18 protein-coding genes and 1 riboswitch are annotated in these 22,506 nt (G+C 54.6%); of the genes, 7 read left to right on the plus strand and 11 right to left on the minus strand.

Features of this window, described 5'->3' with window-relative positions:
* Positions 1 to 117: 117 nt before the first annotated feature.
* Positions 118 to 1,899: a biosynthetic-type acetolactate synthase large subunit gene (gene ilvB, locus ACFPOF_RS02995; RefSeq protein WP_378129485.1), complete on the plus strand. Its 1,782-nt coding sequence runs from the start codon at positions 118 to 120 to the stop codon at positions 1,897 to 1,899.
* The gene (gene ilvN, locus ACFPOF_RS03000) at positions 1,892 to 2,368 is read left to right on the plus strand and encodes an acetolactate synthase small subunit (RefSeq protein WP_378129487.1); all 477 of its coding nucleotides are present in this window, start codon (positions 1,892 to 1,894) and stop codon (positions 2,366 to 2,368) included. Before ilvB ends, ilvN begins: the two co-directional genes overlap by 8 nt.
* Before the next feature lie 66 nt (positions 2,369 to 2,434).
* On the opposite strand, the gene uvrA is transcribed toward ilvN, so the two are convergent.
* The 3 genes from uvrA to uvrB form a co-directional block, all read right to left on the minus strand.
* Positions 2,435 to 5,290: an excinuclease ABC subunit UvrA gene (uvrA, locus tag ACFPOF_RS03005; RefSeq protein WP_378129489.1), complete on the minus strand. Its 2,856-nt coding sequence runs from the start codon at positions 5,288 to 5,290 to the stop codon at positions 2,435 to 2,437.
* 178 nt (positions 5,291 to 5,468) lie between these two features.
* Positions 5,469 to 6,458 carry a diaminopimelate dehydrogenase gene (locus ACFPOF_RS03010; RefSeq protein ID WP_378129491.1) on the minus strand — a complete coding sequence of 330 codons (990 nt, stop codon included), beginning with the start codon at positions 6,456 to 6,458 and terminating at the stop codon, positions 5,469 to 5,471.
* A 184-nt stretch (positions 6,459 to 6,642) separates the two neighbouring features.
* Positions 6,643 to 8,646 (minus strand): excinuclease ABC subunit UvrB, encoded by a 2,004-nt coding sequence (gene uvrB, locus ACFPOF_RS03015; protein ID WP_378129493.1) that lies wholly within the window; start codon positions 8,644 to 8,646, stop codon positions 6,643 to 6,645.
* A 189-nt stretch (positions 8,647 to 8,835) separates the two neighbouring features.
* On the opposite strand from uvrB, the gene ACFPOF_RS03020 reads away from it, so the two are divergent.
* The 4 genes from ACFPOF_RS03020 to ACFPOF_RS03035 all read left to right on the plus strand — a co-directional run bounded on the left by ACFPOF_RS03020 (position 8,836) and on the right by ACFPOF_RS03035 (position 12,178).
* Positions 8,836 to 9,861 (plus strand): SPFH domain-containing protein, encoded by a 1,026-nt coding sequence (locus ACFPOF_RS03020; protein ID WP_378129495.1) that lies wholly within the window; start codon positions 8,836 to 8,838, stop codon positions 9,859 to 9,861.
* A gap of 17 nt (positions 9,862 to 9,878) precedes the next feature.
* Positions 9,879 to 10,997 (plus strand): TFIIB-type zinc ribbon-containing protein, encoded by a 1,119-nt coding sequence (locus tag ACFPOF_RS03025; RefSeq protein WP_378129497.1) that lies wholly within the window; start codon positions 9,879 to 9,881, stop codon positions 10,995 to 10,997.
* A 199-nt stretch (positions 10,998 to 11,196) separates the two neighbouring features.
* The gene (locus tag ACFPOF_RS03030; protein WP_378129499.1) at positions 11,197 to 11,463 is read left to right on the plus strand and encodes an autorepressor SdpR family transcription factor; all 267 of its coding nucleotides are present in this window, start codon (positions 11,197 to 11,199) and stop codon (positions 11,461 to 11,463) included.
* A gap of 4 nt (positions 11,464 to 11,467) precedes the next feature.
* Entirely contained in the window at positions 11,468 to 12,178 is a 711-nt protein-coding gene (locus ACFPOF_RS03035) for an SdpI family protein (protein WP_378129501.1), read from the plus strand.
* Positions 12,179 to 12,186: 8 nt separating this feature from the next.
* Here ACFPOF_RS03035 and ACFPOF_RS03040 read toward each other — a convergent pair whose 3' ends face one another.
* The 7 genes from ACFPOF_RS03040 to ftsE form a co-directional block, all read right to left on the minus strand.
* A complete protein-coding gene (locus ACFPOF_RS03040; protein ID WP_378129503.1) occupies positions 12,187 to 12,504 on the minus strand; it encodes a DMT family transporter in 318 nt (105 codons plus the stop codon).
* Complete coding sequence (locus tag ACFPOF_RS03045) at positions 12,504 to 12,986, minus strand: DMT family transporter (RefSeq protein ID WP_378129505.1); 483 nt, start codon at positions 12,984 to 12,986, stop codon at positions 12,504 to 12,506. The genes ACFPOF_RS03040 and ACFPOF_RS03045 overlap by 1 nt, the downstream gene beginning before the upstream one ends.
* Positions 12,987 to 12,989: 3 nt before the next feature.
* Positions 12,990 to 13,098, minus strand: a riboswitch (guanidine-I (ykkC/yxkD leader).
* 58 nt (positions 13,099 to 13,156) lie between these two features.
* Positions 13,157 to 14,584 (minus strand): PDZ domain-containing protein, encoded by a 1,428-nt coding sequence (locus tag ACFPOF_RS03050; RefSeq protein WP_378129507.1) that lies wholly within the window; start codon positions 14,582 to 14,584, stop codon positions 13,157 to 13,159.
* 147 nt (positions 14,585 to 14,731) lie between these two features.
* The gene (locus ACFPOF_RS03055; protein ID WP_378129509.1) at positions 14,732 to 16,204 is read right to left on the minus strand and encodes a S41 family peptidase; all 1,473 of its coding nucleotides are present in this window, start codon (positions 16,202 to 16,204) and stop codon (positions 14,732 to 14,734) included.
* A 102-nt stretch (positions 16,205 to 16,306) separates the two neighbouring features.
* Positions 16,307 to 17,488 (minus strand): murein hydrolase activator EnvC family protein, encoded by a 1,182-nt coding sequence (locus tag ACFPOF_RS03060; protein WP_378129511.1) that lies wholly within the window; start codon positions 17,486 to 17,488, stop codon positions 16,307 to 16,309.
* Positions 17,489 to 17,552: 64 nt separating this feature from the next.
* Positions 17,553 to 18,470, minus strand: coding sequence for a permease-like cell division protein FtsX (gene ftsX, locus ACFPOF_RS03065; protein ID WP_378129513.1), 918 nt, complete (start codon positions 18,468 to 18,470; stop codon positions 17,553 to 17,555).
* Complete coding sequence (gene ftsE / locus ACFPOF_RS03070) at positions 18,460 to 19,146, minus strand: cell division ATP-binding protein FtsE (RefSeq protein ID WP_378129515.1); 687 nt, start codon at positions 19,144 to 19,146, stop codon at positions 18,460 to 18,462. Before ftsE ends, ftsX begins: the two co-directional genes overlap by 11 nt.
* 247 nt (positions 19,147 to 19,393) lie before the next feature.
* On the opposite strand from ftsE, the gene ACFPOF_RS03075 reads away from it, so the two are divergent.
* Positions 19,394 to 20,926 (plus strand): VanW family protein, encoded by a 1,533-nt coding sequence (locus ACFPOF_RS03075; RefSeq protein ID WP_378129516.1) that lies wholly within the window; start codon positions 19,394 to 19,396, stop codon positions 20,924 to 20,926.
* A 115-nt stretch (positions 20,927 to 21,041) separates the two neighbouring features.
* On the opposite strand, the gene ACFPOF_RS03080 is transcribed toward ACFPOF_RS03075, so the two are convergent.
* A complete protein-coding gene (locus tag ACFPOF_RS03080; RefSeq protein WP_378129518.1) occupies positions 21,042 to 22,367 on the minus strand; it encodes an outer membrane protein assembly factor BamB family protein in 1,326 nt (441 codons plus the stop codon).
* Between the last annotated feature and the right edge of the window lie 139 nt (positions 22,368 to 22,506).

Here is a 22,506-nt window from a genome sequence, read left to right on the forward strand (position 1 = left end):
CCTCCGATCCAACATTTTATCGAAAAGTATACTATCGAACTATCCGAAAGGGTAGCCCCTTCCGATGGCAGCAATGTTACGGTAGACCTAATCAGTCAGGTTAGGGGGGAAAGCGGTTTGAACACTCAAACATCATTAATAAGCGGCTCGGAAATACTGCTGCGGGCGCTGCTCGCCGAGGGTGTCGAGTGCGTGTTCGGCTATCCGGGAGGCTCAGTCCTCTATATTTACGACGCCATGCACGGCAACTCTGATTTTCGCCATCTGCTAACTCGTCATGAGCAAGGAGCCATTCACGCGGCTGACGGTTATGCCCGTTCGACGGGCAAAATCGGCGTATGTCTCGCGACCTCGGGTCCAGGCGCGACCAACCTAGTAACCGGCATCGCTACGGCGTACATGGATTCCGTCCCGCTCGTCGTCGTTACGGGCAATGTGGCGACTGACCTGATTGGCTCTGACGCCTTCCAAGAGGCTGATATTATCGGCATTACGCAGCCCGTCACGAAACATAACTTTTTCGTTCGCAACGTCGAGGACTTGGCGGGTACGATCCGGGAAGCGTTCCATATCGCCGGGACGGGGAGGAAAGGGCCTGTGCTGATCGACATTCCCAAAGACGTCAGCGCCGCTTTAACCGGCTTCTCTTCTGAGGAATATGTGCGGGCGGGCGAGAATTCTTTGCACAGCAAAGCTGTTACGCCGAATACAGACACGTTGGAACAGCCTCTCGAACGGTTGGCGGACGCACTGCGACAAGCCGAACGCCCACTTATTCTCTGCGGCGGCGGAGTTATTTCTTCAGGAGCATCGGAAGCGCTGGACGAGCTCGTTCGTTTGACCGGTATTCCGGTCACGACAACACTGCTCGGATTGGGTGGGTATACGGGAGACTCTGCATTATGGCTCGGCATGCCCGGTATGCACGGAACGGTGGCCGCCAACCACGCGCTCATCCATTGCGATCTGCTCCTCTCCGTGGGCGCTAGATTCGACGATCGGGTGACCATGAAGCTGGACAGCTTTGCGCAGAAAGCAACGATCGCCCATATCGATATCGACGCCGCAGAGATCGGCAAGCTCGTACCGACGGCGATCCGTTTACCGGGAGATGCGCAAGAAGTGCTGGAGCGATTGAATCGGAAACTGCTTAACGAACCAAGTACGGGTGGTGCATTGTGCTCCATGGAGTTAAGCGGCCGCACAAAACACGACGGGTGGGTTGCCAAGCTGTCGGCGCTGAAGTTCGATTACCCGCTTCGTTATGACGACCCCGGTACGACGCTGAAACCACAATATGTCATCGAAATGCTCTCCCGTACGACGGAAGGGGAGGCGATCATCACGACCGACGTCGGCCAACACCAGATGTGGACCGCGCAATTTTATCGTTGGAAACGTCCCCGTTCGCTGATTACTTCAGGGGGACTCGGCACGATGGGGTTCGGCTTCCCTGCCGCGATTGGCGCGCAAATCGGCAATCCCGGCCAACTCGTCATCTCAGTGAATGGTGACGGCGGTATGCAGATGTGCGCTCAGGAGCTCGCTGTTTGCGCGATTCATCGCATTCCGGTCAAGATCGTCGTGCTCAACAACGGCACGCTTGGCATGATCCGACAGTGGCAGGAGCTGATCTACTCCCGCAGGTATAGCCATATCGATTTATCGGGAAGCCCGGACTTCGTCAAGCTTGCCGAAGCGTACGGCGTTCCTGCAGGCAGAGCGGCCGACAAGGCGGAAGCCGAGCGGCAATGGCGCATCGCCATGGAGACGGACGGACCCTATTTGATCGACTTCGTTGTCTCGAAGGATGAACTTGTCTTTCCGATGGTACCGCAAGGGTCGGGGCTGCCGGATATGATTCTCGGAACGTCGGGGGAGGCGAAATACGATGGCTAAACAGTATGTGTCCGTCCTCGTGGGGAACGCTCCGGGCGTGCTGCAACGGGTATCCGGATTATTTTCCCGCCGCGGCTACAATATCGATAGCATTACGGTCGGCGTATCCGAGCAAGAGTCGCTTTCGCGCATGACAGTTGTTGCTAACGGTGACGGCGTGTTGGTCGGCCAACTGTGCAACCAGTTGCGCAAGCTGATCGACGTCGTCTCGGCTGAGCCGCTCGGGGAGACACCCTTTATCAGCAGAGAACTACTGCTGGTGAAACTCAATTCCGATCCGGTGGCACGTGCGGGGCTGAACGAGCTCATCCACACTTTCCGCTGCTCCATAGTGGATGTCGGGCCGAGCTCCCTGATCGTTCAAGCCGTTGGCGACCGTGATAAAAACGAAGCCTTCCTAAAGCTTCTCGCGCCCTACGGAATTATCGAAATCACTAGAACCGGGGAGACAGCGATGGCCAGGGGGTGAATTTAGCAGTAAACAAAGGCCGAACCCGTTCGCTTGCGCGAGCTAGTTCGGCCTTTGATTTTGCACTTACACCGTTAATGCCGCTTCCGTACGGGCGCGATCCCGCTCAAGGATCGGTGCGAGATATTTACCGGTGTAGGAGCCTTTCACTTTGGCAACCTCTTCAGGAGTACCCGTAGCGACGATCGTACCGCCGCCGCTGCCGCCTTCCGGCCCAAGATCGACGAGATAATCCGCCGTCTTGATAACGTCCAGATTATGCTCGATGACAAGCACGCTTTCACCCGAGTCGACCAAGCGGTGCAAGACTTGCAGCAGCCGATCGATATCGTCGACATGAAGACCTGTCGTCGGTTCGTCGAGGATATATAGCGTTTTGCCTGTGCTGCGGCGATACAATTCTGCGGCTAGCTTTACGCGCTGCGCTTCGCCGCCCGAGAGCGTTGTCGCCGGTTGGCCGAGATCCATATATCCGAGGCCGACGTCCATCAGCGTTTGCATTTTGCGATGGATTTTCGGAATATTGACGAAAAACTCCGTCGCATCTTCAATGGTCATTTCCAGCACTTCGGCAATGTTCTTGCCTTTATATTTCACTTCAAGCGTCTCGCGGTTGTAGCGCTTGCCTTTGCATACTTCGCAAGGAACGTACACGTCCGGGAGGAAGTGCATCTCGATCTTGATGATGCCATCGCCTTTACACGCTTCGCAGCGCCCGCCCTTGATGTTAAAACTGAAGCGCCCCTTCTTGTATCCGCGCACTTTGGATTCATTCGTAATCGCGAACACGTCGCGAATGTCGTCAAATACGCCAGTATACGTCGCCGGGTTGGAACGAGGCGTTCTCCCGATCGGAGATTGGTCGATGTCGATGACTTTCTCCAGATGCTCGAGTCCAAGAAACTCCTTATAATTGCCGGGGCGAGTCTTCGCCTTATTCAGGTCACGCGCGAGCGTCTTGTACAGAAGCTCGTTCACGAGCGTCGATTTCCCGGAGCCGGACACACCCGTAACCGCAGTGAAAACGCCGAGCGGGAACTTCGCGTTAAGTCCCTTTAAATTGTTCTCTTTGGCGCCCTTGATTTCCAGCCATTTGCCGTTCGTCTTCCGTCGTTCTCGCGGAATCGGAATGAATTTGCGACCGCTCAAGTAGGCTCCAGTGAGCGAGTTCTCGTCCGCCATAATCTGCTTGGGCGTTCCTTCAGCAATGACGTTTCCTCCGTGTTTGCCTGCACCCGGACCAATATCGATAATCCAGTCAGCAGCCATCATCGTGTCTTCGTCATGCTCGACGACAATCAGCGTGTTGCCCAGGTCGCGCATATGATTCAACGTCTGAATGAGTCGGTCGTTGTCCCGCTGATGAAGCCCGATGCTCGGTTCGTCGAGAATGTACAGAACGCCCATCAAGCTCGAGCCGATCTGCGTTGCAAGACGAATGCGCTGCGCTTCTCCCCCGGACAACGTACCCGCCGCGCGGGACAGCGACAAGTAATCCAGACCGACATTCACTAGGAAGCCGAGCCGGTTGTTGATCTCCTTCAAGATCAGTTGGGCGATCGTCCGCTCCTTCTCGTTCAGTTCCAGGTTGTCAAAGAAACGTTGTGCTTCTCCAATAGAGAGAGAAGTCACATAAGCGATATTTTCGTTGCCGACCGTAACGGCAAGCGTCTCACGCTTCAGGCGTTGGCCTTTGCACTTGCCGCAAGGTTTCGCACTCATGTAGGCCTCGATGAATTCGCGAATGCCTTCGGAACCCGTCTCCCGATAACGACGCTCCAAGTTATGGACGATGCCCTCGAACGGAACTTGGGCGTCTCTCGTATGGCCGAATTCGTTCTCGTAACGGAAACGAATGCGTTCGCCCCCGGTTCCGTAAAGAATCGTCTGCATATGCTTCTCGCTGATCTGTTCAACCGGCACATCCGTCGGAATGCCGTAATGCGCACAGACAGCTGCGAGAAACTGCGGATAATAATTGGACGTGCTACCCGCCCATGCTTCGAACGCGCCTTCTTCGATGCTCAGATTGCGGTTCGGAATAAGCAAGTCCGGATCGATGACCATCTTCACGCCAAGGCCGTCACACTCCGGGCATGCACCGAACGGGGAGTTAAACGAGAACATACGCGGAGCCAGTTCATCCATCGAGAATCCGCAGGAGGGGCATGCCAAGTTCGCGTTAAACATAAGCTCTTCCTTGTCGATAATGTCGACAAGAATTTGGCCTCCGGAAAGCTTAAGCGCCGTCTCAAGCGAGTCGGCCAGCCGCGTCGCTACGTCGTCCTTCACGACGATACGGTCGACGACAACTTCGATCGAATGCTTCTTGTTTTTCTCCAGCTCGATCTTCTCGGACAAGTCGCGTATCTCGCCGTTTACGCGTACCCGCACGAAGCCCTGCTTCTGAATGTCCGTCAGAAGCTTGCTATGCTCGCCCTTCCGGCCGGACACGACCGGCGCGAGAATCTGCAGTCGCGTCCGCTCCGGGTATTCCATGATCCGGTCGACCATCTGCTCGATCGTCTGCGACGTAATCTCTATGCCGTGATCCGGACAGTGAGGTCTTCCGACACGGGCAAACATCAACCGCAAGTAATCGTAAATTTCCGTTACGGTGCCGACCGTCGACCGAGGGTTACGGCTTGTCGTCTTCTGGTCGATGGAGATCGCCGGGGACAACCCTTCGATCGAGTCCACATCGGGCTTATCCATCTGACCGAGGAACTGGCGGGCATATGCGGACAGCGATTCCACGTAACGGCGCTGGCCTTCGGCATAGATCGTGTCGAAAGCAAGAGAAGATTTGCCTGAGCCGGACAACCCCGTCAGAACGACGAACTTGTCGCGGGGAATCGTAACGTCGATATTTTTCAAGTTGTGGGCGCGCGCGCCCTTAATGATGATTTTCTCGTTAGCCATGAACGAAAAAAAGCCCCTTTCGCGACTGCGCGGGGCTTCTTGAATCATGCCTGCCTCAGTCGCACTCCAATAGGAATGTGTGTTCCCGTTTATTATAACGGACTGCCGACAGGCATGCAAATCTTTTGTAATTTTATAGAAGAGGTTCAAAAAGTCCGATTTTGATCACGAACTTCTCTTACAGCAGCTCTTTGCGAAGCTCTGCAGGGGATTTCGGCGACAACAAGCCGAACGGGATGTCGAACACCGATTTGGCGCCTTTATCTCCCGCTTGAGCCAACCGATAAGCGGCGCGCGCATAAGCGACGAGAACGCTGGCAGTGAATTCCGGGTTGCTGTCCAGCTTCAGTCCAAACTCGATCACTTGCGTGCTCTCCTTGTTCGGACCCGTGCGTCCGCTGCGGATAACATTGCCGCCGTGCGGCATGCGGGAATGTTCGGCCTTCAGCGTCTCTTCGCTCACAATGTGCACAATCGTATCGTAATCCGCGAAATAGTTCGGCATGTTTTTGATTTCGTTCGCGACCGCTTCTGCATCCGCGCCCTCTTCAAGTGCCACGTAGCATTCGCGAAGGTGCTTCTCGCGCGTGCTCAGCTTCGGCTCGCTGCCGCTGCGTACGCTTTCGACTGCCTTCTCGATCGGAATCGTGTATTGAATGCCGTTCTTGACGCCCGGCACCCGGCGAATCGCGTCGGAATGTCCTTGGCTCACGCCTTTGCCCCAGAACGTGTACTCTTTGCCCTCAGGCAGAATAGCTTCCGCCAGCAGACGATTCAGGGAAAACAAACCTGGATCCCAGCCGGTAGAGATGACGCTAACGTGGCCGTTCGTCGTCGCCGCGTCATTCACTTGCTCGAAATACTCGGGAATAAGCGCATGCGTGTCGAAGCTGTCCACTGTGTGGAAATGCTTCGCGAGCGCCGGACCTTGCTCCGGCAAGTCCTTAGCGGAACCGCCGCACAAAATCATGACGTCGATTTTTCCTTTATATTGCTCGATGTCGGAGATCGACACCATCGGCGTTGCCGTTCCCGCGACGACCGATTGCGCGTTCCGACGCGTGAAAATCGCCTTCAGCTCGAGGTCTGGATTTTGGCGAATTGCCGCTTCCACTCCCCGTCCCAAATTGCCGTAACCTACAATGCCGACCGAGATCGTTTTGCTCATAGTTGTTCCTCCTGGACATGCACGATCTGTCACATCCGGAATAGCGTGCGACAGAAAGCTGCTGATTAGTTATATAGTGAAAATAGACATACACTCATCCCATATTACCTGATTGCACGCGAACTTTGACGAATTTTTTTTGTGAAAATCCGCTAAAAGTTTAGACTTTTAGCGTAGTGGATTCTCACAAACTCGCTTTCAGTTCCATCAGCGCATCACGAAGTTCTGCTGCCCGCTCGAACTGCAAGCTCTTCGCCGCTTCCTTCATCTCGAACTCGAGCCGCTCGACCATCGACGCACGCTCTTTCTTCGACAGCTTGCTCAAATCTTCCGCGCCTGTAAGGAACGAGCTTTTCGTCTCGGCTGCTTTGGTCGCTTCGATCAGATCGCGAACTTTCTTGACGACGGTCTGAGGCGTAATGCCGTTCGCTTCATTGTAGGCCAGTTGAATGCCGCGCCTCCGCTCGGTCTCGCCAATCGCCCGCTCCATCGAATCGGTGATACGATCACCGTACATGATGACCCGACCGCCCGCGTTCCGCGCCGCGCGCCCGATCGTCTGAATGAGCGAACGTTCGGAACGGAGAAAGCCTTCCTTATCGGCGTCGAGGATGGCGACAAGAGATACTTCCGGCAAGTCGAGTCCTTCTCGGAGCAAGTTGATCCCGATCAGCACGTCGAACGTGCCCAGCCGCAAGTCGCGCAAGATGGCCATGCGCTCCAACGTCTTGATATCGGAGTGAAGATAACGCACCTTAATGCCGACTTCCTTCATATAATCGGTCAAGTCCTCGGACATCTTCTTCGTCAGCGTCGTGACGAGCACCCGCTCGTCTTTCGCGATCCGGTCGCGAATCTCGCCGAGCAAATCGTCGATCTGTCCTTTCGTTGGCCGCACCTCGATAATCGGATCGATGAGTCCCGTCGGACGGATGATCTGCTCGACGACGGTCGGGCATTGTTCCAGTTCGTAAGGGCCTGGAGTGGCCGAAACAAACACGAGCTGCTTCGCCTTCTCTTCGAATTCTTCAAAACGAAGCGGCCGATTGTCCTTGGCGGAAGGCAAACGGAAGCCATGTTCGACGAGTACCGTCTTCCGCGCTTGGTCTCCGTTGTACATCGCCCGCAGTTGCGGCAATGTTACGTGGGACTCGTCGATTACGATCAAATAGTCATCGGGGAAAAAGTCCATGAGCGTATATGGCGTCGCGCCGCGCTCCCGGAATGTCATCGGGCCTGAGTAGTTCTCGATGCCGGAGCAGAATCCCATCTCCGCCATCATCTCGAGATCGTACCGCGTCCGCTGTTCCAGCCGCTGCGCTTCGAGCAATTTGCCAGCGTCGCGCAATTCGACGAGGCGCTCTTCCAACTCGCGCTCGATATTGACGAGCGCCCGCTTCATCTTCTCCTCGCCCGTCACGAAGTGAGAGCCCGGGAAAATGACGACGTGTTCGCGAACGCCGGTAATCTCGCCCGTAAGCACATCGATCTCCGTAATCCGCTCGATCTCGTCGCCGAACATCTCGACGCGGATTGCGGAGTCCCCTCGCGACACGGGGAAAATCTCGATAACATCTCCGCGTACACGGAATGTACCACGCACGAAGTTCAAGTCATTGCGTTCGTATTGAATGTCGATCAACTTATGCAAGATCTCGTTACGCGACTTCTCCATGCCGACACGGAGGCTGAGCCGCAAATCGCGGTATTCCTCGGGAGAACCGAGACCGTAGATGCACGAGACGCTCGCCACGATAATAACATCGCGCCGCTCGAACAAGGATGCGGTAGAGGAGTGGCGCATCTTATCGATCTCGTCATTGATGCTGGAATCCTTCTCGATATACGTGTCCGTCGAAGGAATATATGCTTCCGGCTGATAGTAATCGTAGTAGCTGACGAAATATTCCACCGCGTTCTCCGGGAAAAACTCCTTGAATTCGCTGCACAGCTGCATCGCCAGCGTCTTGTTATGAGCAATAATCAACGTCGGCCGATTCACCTTCGCGATCGTCTGCGCGATCGTGAACGTCTTGCCCGTCCCTGTAGCCCCGAGCAGCGTCTGAAATCTCTTGCCGTTCACGATGCCTTCCGCCAACTGGCCGATTGCCGTCGGTTGATCCCCCGAAGGCGTGTATTCCGAGACGAGTTTGAATTTAATATCTTCCGGTTCCATCACTGCCGCCATATTCCGATGCCCTCCCGATTTGTACTTTCATTGTGGCTCTATCGTCAACATTTTGCGGATATCCGAATATGTGTTCCCATCTCGAATATTATAGCTTTTTCCTTCCTGATCGTCAAAAAAAGTCCGCCGACATGGCGCCTCCGTTTTCTGGTATGATGGGGAAAACGGAAACCATCGGGAGTGTGGCACATGGGTTTGTTCGACTTCATTAAAGGCCAATTAATCGAGGTCATCGAATGGCTGGACGACCGGGGCATTATGGTCTACCGATTCCCCGCGCATGACAACGCGATCAAGATGGGCGCAAAGCTGATCGTCCGCGAATCGCAAGCAGCGCTTTTCGTAAACGAAGGCCAGCTCACCGACGTGTTCGGACCGGGCACTCATACGCTAAGTACGCAAAACTTGCCTGTTCTTACGACGTTGAATTCATGGAAATACGGGTTTAACTCCCCGTTCAAGTCCGACGTCTATTTCGTGAGTACGGCGAACTTTACCGATCTGAAATGGGGCACGATGAACCCGGTCATTATACGCGACCCCGAATTCGGTATGATCCGCGTTCGCGGTTTCGGCACCTACGCGGTCAAAGTCGGGGATCCTGCGCTGTTCCTGAAAGAAATCTTCGGCACGAAGCAGGAACTGACGACGGCTGCGATTACCGGTTACTTGAAGTCGATGATCGTGTCGAGCTTAAGCGACTTGATCGGCGAAGCGAAAGTTTCGGTCGCCGACTTGGCTAGTTCCTATGACGAGCTTGGCAAGCTGGCGATCGACAAGCTGCAACCGCGTTTCGCCGCGCTCGGTCTGACGCTATCGGGCGTCACGATCGAGAACATCTCCCTCCCCGACGAAGTGGAGAAAATGATCGACAAAAGGTCATCGATGAACATTGCAGGCAATCTCGATCAATACATGAAGTTCCAGACTGCCGAAGCGATTCGCGACGCTGCAAACCAACCGGACGGCGGCATCGCGGGGACTGGGGCGGGGCTCGGAGCTGGCATGGCAATGGGACAAATGATGGCTCAAATGTTGAACCAGACGGCAGCCCGTGCGGCGGAAGCCGGACAGCCGCAGCCGGCACAACAGCAGCCTCCTGCTCCGCCTGCTGGCGGATCGCAGCCTTCGACCGGCAAGAAATTTTGCTCCGAATGCGGCAGCAAACTCGCGGAAAACGTGAAGTTCTGCTCCGAGTGCGGCAGTAAAATTTAACGGAGGAGTCCGATCCCATGACGAACGAGACCGGCTCAGCGGCGGCCCTTCGTTTTCCTTGCGCGGCTTGCGGGGGAGCGATGGCCTTCGATACGGAAAGCCAAAGCTTGAAATGCCAATATTGCGGTGCCGAACAAGAGATCGACAGCTCCGTCGGCGAACAGACGGAGCATACCTTCGACGACTCGGACGAAGATCTCGCTGCGCTGCACGACTGGGGGACATCGCAGCGAGCCGTCCATTGCGAAGCGTGCGGCGGCGAGACGCTTATCCCTTCGGATCAGACGACGTCGACATGCGTTTTTTGCGGGTCGCCTAAAGTACTGCTTGACGAGGAAGTCCGCAGCATCCGACCAGAATCGGTCATCCCTTTCCAATTGTCTCATGACGAAGCGCTTGGTTCCTTCGCCAAATGGAAGAAGAAGCGCTGGTTTCTGCCGAACGCGTTCAAGAAGCAAGACGTCCGTTCCGAACTGCACGGCATTTACATTCCCTATTGGACGTACGACACGGAGACGTATTCGGACTATTCCGCGGAAGTCGGCGTTTACCATTACCGCACCGTCACTCGGACGCGTGTCGTAAATGGTAAAACTGAGACATACACCGAGACTGAACGCTATACGGTATGGCATCATACGAGCGGCGATTACGACCGATCGTTCGACGACATTCTCATCCCTGCCTCCGGCCATTATGACGGCAAACTTCTCGATAAACTCGGCGATTTCGATCTCACCCAGTTACACAGCTATGCTCCGGAATTTCTGAGCGGCTTCATCTCCGAGAGATACAACATCACTCGCGAGGAAGGCTGGGAACAAGCGCAAGAAGTCGCTGACGGCACGCTCAACGATGAGATTCGCGACATCATCGGCGGCGACGAGATCCGCAACTTGAGAATTCGGACGACTTACGACGACATTACTTACAAGCACTTGCTCCTGCCCGTCTGGAATGCCAGTTATACGTACAAATCCCGGCCTTATTATTACATGGTCAACGGGCAGACCGGAACCGTATCCGGCCACGTCCCCCGCAGCGCGGTCAAAATCACGCTATTCACGTTACTATGTCTGGCAATCGCTGGAGCCTTCGTGCTGTTTTATCTCAGCCAGCAGACGGCGACAAATTAGCTATAAAGATGGCGGAGCCAAGGAAAGCGTTCCTGGCTCCGCCATTGGCATTATAGTAGCAACGCATGCCGAACCTCGTTGGCCTCCTCCGTTCAAGCCTCTTGACCCATTTTAACATTTAGCTTATTATCTAAATATAATATTTAGATATTTGACTAAATATCGAATCGAAATCTCTATTGAAAGCGGAGGCTTTCCCATGAACGACGCCTTCAAAGCGCTCTCCGATCCGACGAGGCGCGCCATTCTACAGTTGCTCAAAGAAAGGGACATGACCGCTGGCGACATCGCCGACAAATTCGATATTTCCAAGCCGAGCATTTCCCATCATTTGAACATACTGAAGCAAGCAAAGCTCGTGCAAGACGAGCGACAAGGACAGACAATCGTCTATTCCATTAACATGACCGTCGTGCAGGAAGCCATGGGCTGGTTTCTCGGCATGCTCGGGACCAAAGGAGAGTAACCGGATGAGCAACTACGCCAACCACCCGAACAACTCGAATCTGTCGAACGAAACGCCCAAACCCGTCTGGTCGACTCAGGACTGGATACTGATTGGAGCAAACGCGCTCATTTTTATGGCGATGTTCCTCATTTTCAACCACCAACTTCCGGAACAAGTCGCTTCCCATTACAATATCAACGGCGATCAGGATCGGATGATGGCAAAATGGAGCTTCTGGCTAATGTACGGCCTCATAGGCGTGCTGCTCCCGGCGATTATCTCCGTATCCCGCCTGATAGACCCGCGCAAAAACAACTACACGCGCTTCCAAGGTTACTTCGACTTGATGAGATGGGCGATCAGCCTGTTCCTGCAAGCGATTTTCCTGATCGTGATTCTGGACAATACGGGGCATAAGCTTCCTGCGCTCAACCTCGTGATGGGCGGTATCGGCGTACTGCTGATCGTGATCGGCAATCGGATGGGGCAATTGCGCAGCAACTTCTTCGTCGGAATCCGGACACCTTGGGCGCTCATGGACGAGGACAATTGGCGTAAAACGCACCGGCTGGGCGCGCGGATGTGGGTGTTGTGCGGGCTGATCCTGTTCATCGCCGCCTGGTTCGCGCCCGCTCCGTGGCTCGCCGGCATCGTAATCGCCGCAGTCGCCGTCTGCGCAGGAATTCCGACTTTGTACTCTTACTTGCTGTTCCGAGGCAAATCGGCTTCATAATCAGCCGCTTAACGCTCAAGCACCTTTAGTCCGACGACAGCGGCAACAACGACACTGAGGAAAAAAATGCGGCTCGGCCGACGGGACTCTCCATAAAAAAGCATTCCGACGAGCGTCCCGCCGACCGTGCCGATTGCTGTCCAGACCGCGTAGGCCGTCCCCATCGTTATCGATTTCATCGCAATCGATAGCAGAAGGAAACTCGCGGCGAAACCTCCGGCCAGCAGCAACCAACTCCACGCATCTTTGCGTTCATTCAGCCGGTTCATACCGAGCACTCCGACCACTTCGAACAAACCAGCGCACACAAGCGCAATCCATGCCATTATTGCTCCGCCTCCTTCCGAGGATGTCCGGCCGTTTTTTTCAACCCGCCGATGCCGATGATGAGTACGAGAACAAGTACCAGTTTAATCCCGTCCAGCTCCGCTCCGAAAATGACCGTCTCCGCCAGCACAGTGCCCGCAGCCCCGATTCCCGTAAATACCGCATACGTTGTCCCGACCTCAAGTACGCGTGACACGGTGAGCAATCCCGCAAAACTAAGCGCGATTCCAAGCGCCGTCAACGCCCACTCCCACACCGTATCCGCGTGTTTCAAGCCTGACACCCATCCGATTTCGCATAATCCCGCTCCAAGCAGAATCAGCCAAAACCGATTTTCTTTTGCCTTCATCTTGTCTCCCTCCCCTTCTCTCTCTTGTGTAACGAAATAGCTGCCGTTGCCGTATTGTCTCCTCGCCGCGCACAAAAAACCCGAGAGCATCGCAGGCTTCGGCAACGCGGCAACGTCGCTTTGAGCCTTCATCGATACTCCCGGGTTTTTATCCCGCCGTGTCCATCCGGCATAACGCCGGATGCGCTCCCTCTCGGACCGAGCCGATACGCGAGCGCATCGTGGAACCCTAGGGACCCTATTCCGATTGAAGTCTTATTACCATACAGCATTCTAGGCTCGACGTCAAACCTTAACTGAAGTCAATGTTTCCGATTCGCCGAATGGACGCTACGGGGAGGAAGTCCTCCGTTCTCGTCGGGCAAACGCGCTGCTGCTTCGGCCGCTTCGATCTCCGCTTGCCGCGCCGCCGCCAGTTCCGCCTCCGCCCGCTTCACTTCCCGGCGCGCTTGCATCGTCGGCGAGCTTTCGAGCCGCCGAGCTCCTGCTGCCCGCAAGCTGCGCCAGATCGAGGCGGACCGCGGCGCCGCTACGAATTCGACATCTTCATCCGGGGCGAGAATAAGCCCCAGTTGATAATGCTCGCCTTCGTATCTCGCTCGCTGCAGAAACTTCAAATTGCCATCGCGGTTAAGCACTTCCAGCTTACAAAATGCCGATTGCCGCTGAAGGGCGGCATGCAGTTCCTCTTTGTTGCGAACAACGACTCCGTTCGCTTTACGAATGGTTTCCCCGGCCTGGAAGCCAAGCTCCGCCGCCGGCGTATTCGGCAGCACGGCAAGCACCAGGACGCCTGTGCCATCCTGCGAGAAACGCGGCGCTCGTCCGGCCTCCTGCACACGGCTCCAAAGCAGCAGCCCTTCGTGCAGCACGAATGCCGCAATGGCGGCAACCGCCGTCAACGGGCTCCAATAAACTGCACCTGCCGCCAAACCTGCGATCACAAGGCCATAGACGATAAGCGCATTGCCCGATGAGCGAGCTTTCTCTTCCGGCCAGCGCGTCGTCGTTCTGTCGCTAAAGCCGATCAATACCGGGAAGGCGAGCATCGCCCACGCCGCCGTGTCTCCGCCGAACAAAGGCGCCCACGGCAACGACAAACCATTGTCCCCCGTCGCTGGTACGAGCCATAAGAGCGGAATCGGCCATACGCCTGTGAGCGAATATGCGCCCATCGGCTTGCCCCTTTTCCCTTGCAGGAATAACGGGATTGACAGCTTGGCATTCTGAACGCGCACAAGCACGCCTTCCGCTACATGCAGCAAACCCGCAATGACGAGCAACGCCGGTACGTCGACGGCATTCACGGCGCGAACGGCTTCCGCCGCAGCGCTGCCGGAGAAATCGGCGCCGATCCAGCCGAGCACCGCCTGCAACAGTCCAAGCGCCCCCGCCGCGTAAGCCAGACATACATAGCGTAACTGCAACAGTGCCAGCACTGCCATCACGATCCATAAGCAGGCGAGCGTCTCCGTCGTCAGTCCGGCTCCGGCTCCGATCCCTACACCGACAATCGACAAGACGAATCCGGCCGCGAGTCCGAAGGCGACCCGTGTCAACGTCAAGTACGCAGCGCTGTATAGCCGTACGTGAAACAATTTTCGCTGCAACGTTACACTTTGGGCCGCCTGCCACCAGACGAGCAGTATCGCTATATACAAGTAAGGGAGGGAGAACAGCCTGATGGCCGCCTGTCCCGCTTCCCGCAATAGATCGAGCGCTACGTCCACTCAACCTCTCCCCCTATCATTCAAACCGTTCAAAAACGTTCATCATGCTGGTCGCAGGATCAACTTCTACTCTTTCGACGGACGACCGCAAAATCCTGCCCGGCGATCTTGCTTTCTCCTGGGTACATTGGAAATCGTCGCCTATCATTAGTGTCCTACAGCCCGTTCCTTTGCCAATTCGAGTCCCTTCTGCAACTGTCGATCATTTGCCTGGTCCTTGAGCTTCTCGTACAACGCTTCTTCCAGCCTCTCGGCCGTTTCCGTGTCCACTTCGCCGGTCTCGGGCAAATTTTCCCGCTTCTGAAACGCCTTCACCGCTTCCTTCGTTCCCGCGCTGAAGTAGCCATCGCTTCTGTCGACGGTCATGCCGACGCCGTTCAGAATGCTCTGCAGGTTTCTTACCGCATCTCCTGTCTCGTCCGCCCTCAACACCCTGTCCCGGGGGAGCCGTGAAGCAAGAAAATAAGCCGGCTGATGCACAATGACATCCGGTTCAATGCCTTTTCCATGAATCCATGAGCCGTCCGGCAGCAGCCACTTGTACACGGTCAACTTGAGCATGCTGTGATCACCTAGATCGTCGTTAAACGGAACTTGTACCGTCCCTTTGCCGTAACTCGTCTCACCAACGAGAATCGCGCCGGCGGATTGCTTCAATGCTCCCGCCATAATCTCGGCCGAACTGGCGCTGCCCTTGTTCAGAAGCACGACAAGCGGATACGTCCGGCCTTCCGCCGCTCCGTGTTTCGCTTCGTCGACTTTACGTTTGCCGTCCCTATATTCGAATTGCACGATCGGTTTGCCTTGCTGAAGTAATTGGTCGGCCACGTCAACAACGGCTTGAAGCATGCCGCCAGGATTATCCCTCACATCAACGACAAGCGCCTTTAGGCCTCCCGCTACCATCCGCCGAAGCGCTTCGGCGACTTGCGCCGACGTATCGGCAGAAAACTGGTTAATGGTCAGAATACCAATTCCGTTGTCTTCCATGCTTGCGCTCACCGATTCCAGATCAATCCGGTCGCGAACGAGTTCCAGATCGAGAGGCGACGATGCACCTTTGCGCTGTACTTTCAGCTTCGCTTTCGTCCCTTTCGGGCCGCGAATTTTGGAAACGGCCTCGTTCAGCGACAATCCGTTCAAGCTTTCGCCGTTTACCGAAAGCAGCACGTCAAGAGGACGCAATCCCGCTCTCTCAGCAGGGGACCCCGTCATTAGAGACTCTACGACGACAGCGCCACCCGTGAGATGAAGCACCGCGCCGATGCCAGAGAATGCCCCCTGTAACGATTCGTTGTATTTCTCAGCCTCGTCCCCGGACAAATAGGCGGAGAAAGGATCGTCAAGCGACTCGACCATCCCTTGCACGGCGCCATCCACTAGCTTGGACCGATCGGTCCAAGCGATGAACCGATCCTCGATGAGACCTAGCGCCTTATTCAGTTTATCAAGCTCGGCCCGGGTCAACCCTTCCGTCTTACTGCCAGATGCCAGTCCGGGTTGCATCGCCGGTGGACGAATCCCCCAACCGGAATATTCGAAAAAGCCATATGTCGCCATGCCGGCGCCAAGCGCAGCCAACACGGCGATCGCGACGACCGCGCGACCTCGAAACCACAACTTCGTCACGCCCTTTACCGTGCACTTTAATAAGATCGTTCAAAAAAGCAGCCGGTCGGCCGACCCCAAAGTCGGCCAACCGGCTGCTTCCTGTTCATTCCTTTATTTTAAGTTCAAATACGGCTTAGGATCAACCGGTTCGGAGTTTTTGCGAACCTCGAAGTGCAAGTGATATCCGGTCGATACGCCAGTTGAACCGACGAGGGCGATTTTTTGTCCGCGTTTGACCGTTTCCCCTTTGTCGACGAGGATGCCTCCTGCCATAATATGCCCGTATACCGTCCATAGACCGCCGCCGTGATCAATAATAACGCAGTTACCGTATCCGCTCATCGATTGGGCGACGATGACGACACCGGTCTCCGCCGCATAGATCGGCGTTCCTTTCGGCGCAGCCATGTCGAGACCGGCGTGAAGCTTCCGCTTTCCGGTTACGGGATGAATCCGATAACCGAACGGCGAAGATTCTCGCCAATCCGACTTGAGCGGCATTCCCAGCTTCCCGCCCGTGTAATACGTCTTGATCTTATTCTTTTTAGCCTGCAAGGCGGCCGATTTCTTCGCGAATTCCTTGAGCTGTTGTTCCGCTTCTTCGCTGATGTCCTCATTGTCTTCGATCTGCTTATCGAGCTTGGACATGAGCACTTCCTTATCCGCTTCATTCTGACGAAGCTCTGCATGCTGGGACTCCAACTGCTTGTACAGCTTCTGAACGTCAACCAGTTCTTGCTCGCGCAGCGCCTTCATGTTCGTAACTTCCTCGGTGTATTTCTTCTTCTCCTCGACGATGTTCCGATCCTGCGACGCAATTGATTCAACGACATCCATGCGCCCGAGGAAATCGGAAAAGCTTTTCGCATTCAGGAGCACGTCCAGAAACGAAACCGGACCTGTCGTATACGCCATCCGAACGCGGGCGTCCATCAACTGCAATCGGTTGTCGCGCTGCTTGATCGCGTCTTCGAGCTGTTTGCCCGTCTCATAAAGCTTCTCTTCCGCAGACTGAATTTTATCGTTCGTCTCCTGCATCTTCTTCGACATGTCGTCGATTTTGCCGAGAAGCTTCTGAATGTCATCTTTCGTTGCTTCCTTCTTGCCCGTCAAATCTTTGACCGTTCTCTCGGCCTGTTTTTGATTCCTCTGCGCTTTGTCCATTTCCTCTTGCAGCTTCTTCAGGTCGCGATCGATCTTCTCGAGCTCTGATAAAGCTTGTCCGTCATAGGGGCGCAGCACCATCGCCATCGTCAACAGCAAGGCGAACACTAACGTGATTTTCCTTCTCACCATTATCCTCCTTCAGGAGCGGCGTGTCGCCCGCCCCCGCATATCGGGGTCAATTGTGTAGGCTCTATACTTTCAAGTAACGTCGAACAGATATCGTGCTTCCCCATACGCCAAGCAAAGTACCCAGCACGATGATTGTGCCGCCAACCAACATGCGCACATCCGACATTGAGGCGAATTCAATCATGTACAACCCTACAGTCGCCCTCGTGTTATGTACTAGTTCGGAATAGCCGTACAGCAAACCAATCGCACTGAGCACCGATCCGCCGAAACCGATAATCGCCCCTTCGATAAAGAACGGCCAGCGGATAAAGCTGTTCGTCGCGCCGACGAGTTTCATTATCGAAATCTCCCGGCGGCGCGCGATAATCGTCATCTTAATCGTCGTCGAGATGAGGAACATCGCCATGATCGCCAGACCGAGCACGATGAAAATACCGATATTGCGCACGGCATTCGTGATGCGGAACAGCTTCTCGATCGTGTCCTTGCCGTATTTAACCTTGTCGATCGACTTCTCGGGATCGGTCACGTTCAGCGCCTCGATCTGCTTGGCAACAAAGCCGATCTTCTGCGGGTCGAACACTTCGATCTCGAATGCGTCGGGCAGCGGATTGTTTTCCTTCTCATACCCTTCCAACGCTTCCTTGCCGTCATCCCCCATGCTGTCTCGGAAACGCTGCAGCCCTTCTTCCTTAGAAATGAAAGTGACGCTTTTCACTTCCGGAATGCGCTTGATCGACCGTTCGAGTTCCTCTTCCTTCGCTTTCTGCGTACCGTCCTGCAAGTAGACGCTAATTTGCACCTGGCTGTCCAACTGATCCGCGAGCTTGTTCACGTTAAGCGCCAGCAGCATGAAGACCCCGAGGATAAAAAGCGACACGGCAATCGAGCTCATAGAGGCGAACGTCATCCAGCCGTTGCGGCCAACGTTTTTGACGCCTTCGCGAGCATGACGGGAGATCGTGCTAACTCTCATAGCCGTAATCCCCTCTCAACTGGTCGCGAACGATCGAGCCGCGCTCGATGGCGATGACCCGCTTACGCAGCGTGTTCACGATTTCCTTGTTATGGGTGGCCATGACGATCGTCGTTCCACGGAAATTAATCTCTTCCAGAAGGTTCATAATGCCCCACGACGTCTCGGGGTCTAAGTTGCCTGTTGGCTCGTCTGCGACGATGACCGCGGGGTTATTGACGATAGCTCGCGCGATAGCTACACGCTGCTGTTCTCCCCCGGACAATTGAGCCGGCAAACTGTTTGCCTTGTGCTTCAGCCCGACAAGCTCAAGCACTTCCATCGTACGGCGGCGTATCAGGCGGCGAGGCGTCTCGATCACTTCCATCGCGAACGCGATGTTCTCGTATGCGCTCAGCTTCGGCAACAGCTTGTAGTCCTGGAAAATAACCCCGATATTGCGGCGGACATACGGAATTTTGCGATGCTTCAGCTTGCCTATATTAAACCCGTTGACGGAAATTTGACCTTTGGTTGGAAATTCTTCGCGATAAATCAGCTTCATAAATGTAGATTTTCCCGCGCCGGACGGACCAACAATGTACACGAATTCGTTGCGGTCGATGACAACGTTGATCCCTTGCAGGGCAGTCGTGCCGTCGGCGTATGTCTTCCATATGTCTTGCATTTCAATCACGATATCACTTCCTGTTAAGATTCAGACTTTAGATACTTCGACAGCAAGCGCGATTATCCTTTATCATTCGAAGGCATAATGGGGAAACGTGTCGGTTTATCCCCCTTTGAGACTAGGCTCTAAAGGGATTTTAGGTAAATTTTAAAAATTTTCTAATGTTTCACCATAACCAAATTCCGGCAAATACGTTTCATTAAGTAGCAGCATTACGTTACAAGCCAACATGGAGAGCGGAGTGGTTGTTCGAATGGGAAAAGGATTATGGATTACGGGGATAACGGCAGTGCTGCTCGTTGGCATCGGTACGGGTGTCGGTGCGGCAATCCGCTATGGTGAAGATGACACGCTGCCGAGACGATTTCAGGTAGCCGGCTTGCAGCTTGGAGGCCTGACGATCGACGAAGCGCTGGCCAAGCTCCGTTCCCGCGTGGCTGAGCTGGAATCGACAAACATCGTCCTGGGCGGGGTAGGTAACGACGATAGCGGGACGAAGCCGCTCACTTCCAAACAGCTTGGCTTGCGGATCGAAGTGGGGGAGGCGACCGCCGCAATCGAGCGTTATCGCGACTACTCGTGGTGGGAACGTGCGCGCGTACGTTACGCGGGGAGCTTGGATTCCGACTACGGCTGGACAGCGAAATGGGATGAAGCTGTTTTTATGAAAACGGCCGGTTCTGCGTGGAGCGATCTTGTATCCGGCAGCCCCGAGAACGCGACCCGAACGATCGATGATTTGGATCAAGTCGTCTATACGGAAGGGAAGCCGGGACGCCGAATAGATATCGCCGAACTCCTCTCGCAAGCGCAATCGCTAAAGCCTGATTCGCTGGGAGCTGCTACCGGGGATAAAGCTAATCTGACACTGCAGGCGAAAGTTGAAGAAACACAGCCAGAGATCACGTTGTCCATGCTGAAGGATGACGGCCTCGAGCGCAAAACCGCCGAGTTCACGACATCGTTCTCGACTAGCGGAGAAGGCCGGTCGCATAACGTGACGGCCGCCGCCAAAGCTCTAAATGATACGCTGCTCGCGCCGGGCGAAGTGTTCGAATACGGGAAAATTGTCGCCAAAGCAGAGAAAGAATACGGTTATAAAGAAGCACCCGTTATCTCGAAGGGCAAACTTACGCCAGGCATCGGCGGCGGTATTTGCCAAGTGTCCAGCACACTATACAATGCAGCGCTTCTCGTTGGGCTAGATATCGTTGAGCGGCGCAACCATTCTCTCGTCGTCCACTACTTGCCAAAAGGACTGGACGCGACATTCGCGGACGGCTTCGTCAACTTCAAGTTCCGCAACTCGACCGGCAAGCAATTATTGATCCGAACTGTTGTTAAGGACAAGACGATTACCGTTAAACTATTCGGCACGATGCCGGACAACACCGCTTACCGCGCGGAGTCGGAGGTTCTTCAAGTCATCCCTCCGAAGACGGTGTACGTCGCCGATGCCAAAATCGCCGCGGGCAAAGAATCCGTGCTGCAAAAAGGCGAAGCCGGATACGTCGTTCAGTCCTACTTGATCAAGTCTGTCGACGGAACGATCACCGATCGCAGGAAGCTGTCGAAGGATACGTATCGGACGCAAGACCGCATGATCGCGGTTAATCCGGCGGACGCTCGTTTGGCTGCGGGCAACGGTTCGAAGACGGCGGCCCCCGGCGAGAACCCTGCCGATCCGGCATCGCCTGGCGGGAGCGCCGGAAATGGCGGGAGCGGCGGAGGTGACGGCGATGGTGACGGCAGCAAAGGCGGCGAAGCGCCGGTCGAGCCGCTGTGAGAGATTACACAATGCAACGAATCACTTATTCGAATTATGTATGGTCGCATAAAATTGAAAAGTCCCAACCACCCGTGAAGGTGACTTGGGGCTTTTTCTTTTAGTTGAATCGCTGCTATTTGATTACCGGAACGATCGTAAACAACCCTAACCCGTTAATGACTCCGACAACTTTGCCGGTTTTACTCATCCCCAGATGCACAGTAGGAGCACTTGGATCGTTCAGCGTGAATCGGACAATCTCGTTTCCTTTCGCGTCCAAACCGAAAATACTTCCGCCGTTGTCCGAGAAGAATACGTTACCTTTGGAGTCGACTACCATATTTTGCGGAGCTCCCCATTCAGGGCTTGGCTTTTTGTAAGTCCACAACACTTTACCTTTCGTGTCCTTCGCGATCAGCTCTTTATTCTTCCCTGCGGTGTAACTCCCTCCCGCCCAAGCTATCGAGTTTTCGTAGTTCAACCAGTATTTTAACTGCTCCTCCGATTTTTTCAGGAACGTTTCCTCGTTAACGGTTTCGCCATCTACCCATAGTATCCGCCCGTTGTCGAGCACGTACATGAGCGTCGTGTATCCGTTCTTTAGCTTAACCGATTTTTGGGTAACTTTGTAATTCCACCGAACTTTGCCGTTAGCGTCCAAGGAAGCCGCAACGCCTTCCTTTGTTTCGAAAGTGATGCTTTCTCCGTCGGACCTCAACCCGTCAACGTTGGTCACGAAGCGCCCGAACTTGTCTTTAGCATTCTCGATCCCTTCGCTGTAGGTCCACAACAATGTTCCGTCCTTCTGGTAAGCCGAAATCCCCTTTTCCTGCAATACGACGATCAAGTTATCGATAAACGAGGGGGAAGCAAACTGAAGCGCGTACAAAATCGGCGTCTCCAGCATCTTTTCGCCGTTCCCGTCCAACAAAATCAAGGAACCGGACGACGTCTCCCGATTTTCCTCATCCTCAACATTAACCCGCGATTCGTTGTTGTCCGTATGAATGGCCAAAACCCCATTGTCGAGCGCGTCGATTGACTGAATTGGCTCGTCCGTCGGGGCAGTCGTCCACTTGACCGCTCCGTTCTGGTCGAGAGCATGAATCTTCTCGTCGATATCGTAATAATAAAACGTTTCTTCGTTTCGATCCGATTCGAAACGGTAAGCACTCTGATTTTTGTCGATCAGCTTGAACGCATACTTTCCGTTGCTTCGGAATTTCGGTATAATGTTTCTCTTGTTCCCGGAGCCATCATATAAAAAAATGCCCAGCGACTTATCTAAGTTCGCCGGTAAGCGCGTCGGTCCTTGAGACGGCTTGACTTGCGGTTTGGCGGTCTGTTTGGCCTGCATCTGTGCAGCAGGTTTGGCTGGGCCTTTCGGCGCTGCGGCCGATGCCGCCGAGGGAATCGCGATCGCACAGGCGGCGATTAACAAAAAACTTTTCTTGATCATCTTTCCGAGCTCCTCCGTCTCTTTCCTAATCTGGCTAGAAATTCATATTCGTCGAAATTCGGTATAATCCTTCATTTACCAATAAAAAACGCCCCGATTGACCGAAAGAGTCAAATCGAGGCGTTCTTATTTTCGTATG

Origin of the sequence: Cohnella soli (assembly GCF_042655525.1) — a bacterium.
Lineage (GTDB): Bacteria > Bacillota > Bacilli > Paenibacillales > Paenibacillaceae > Cohnella > Cohnella soli.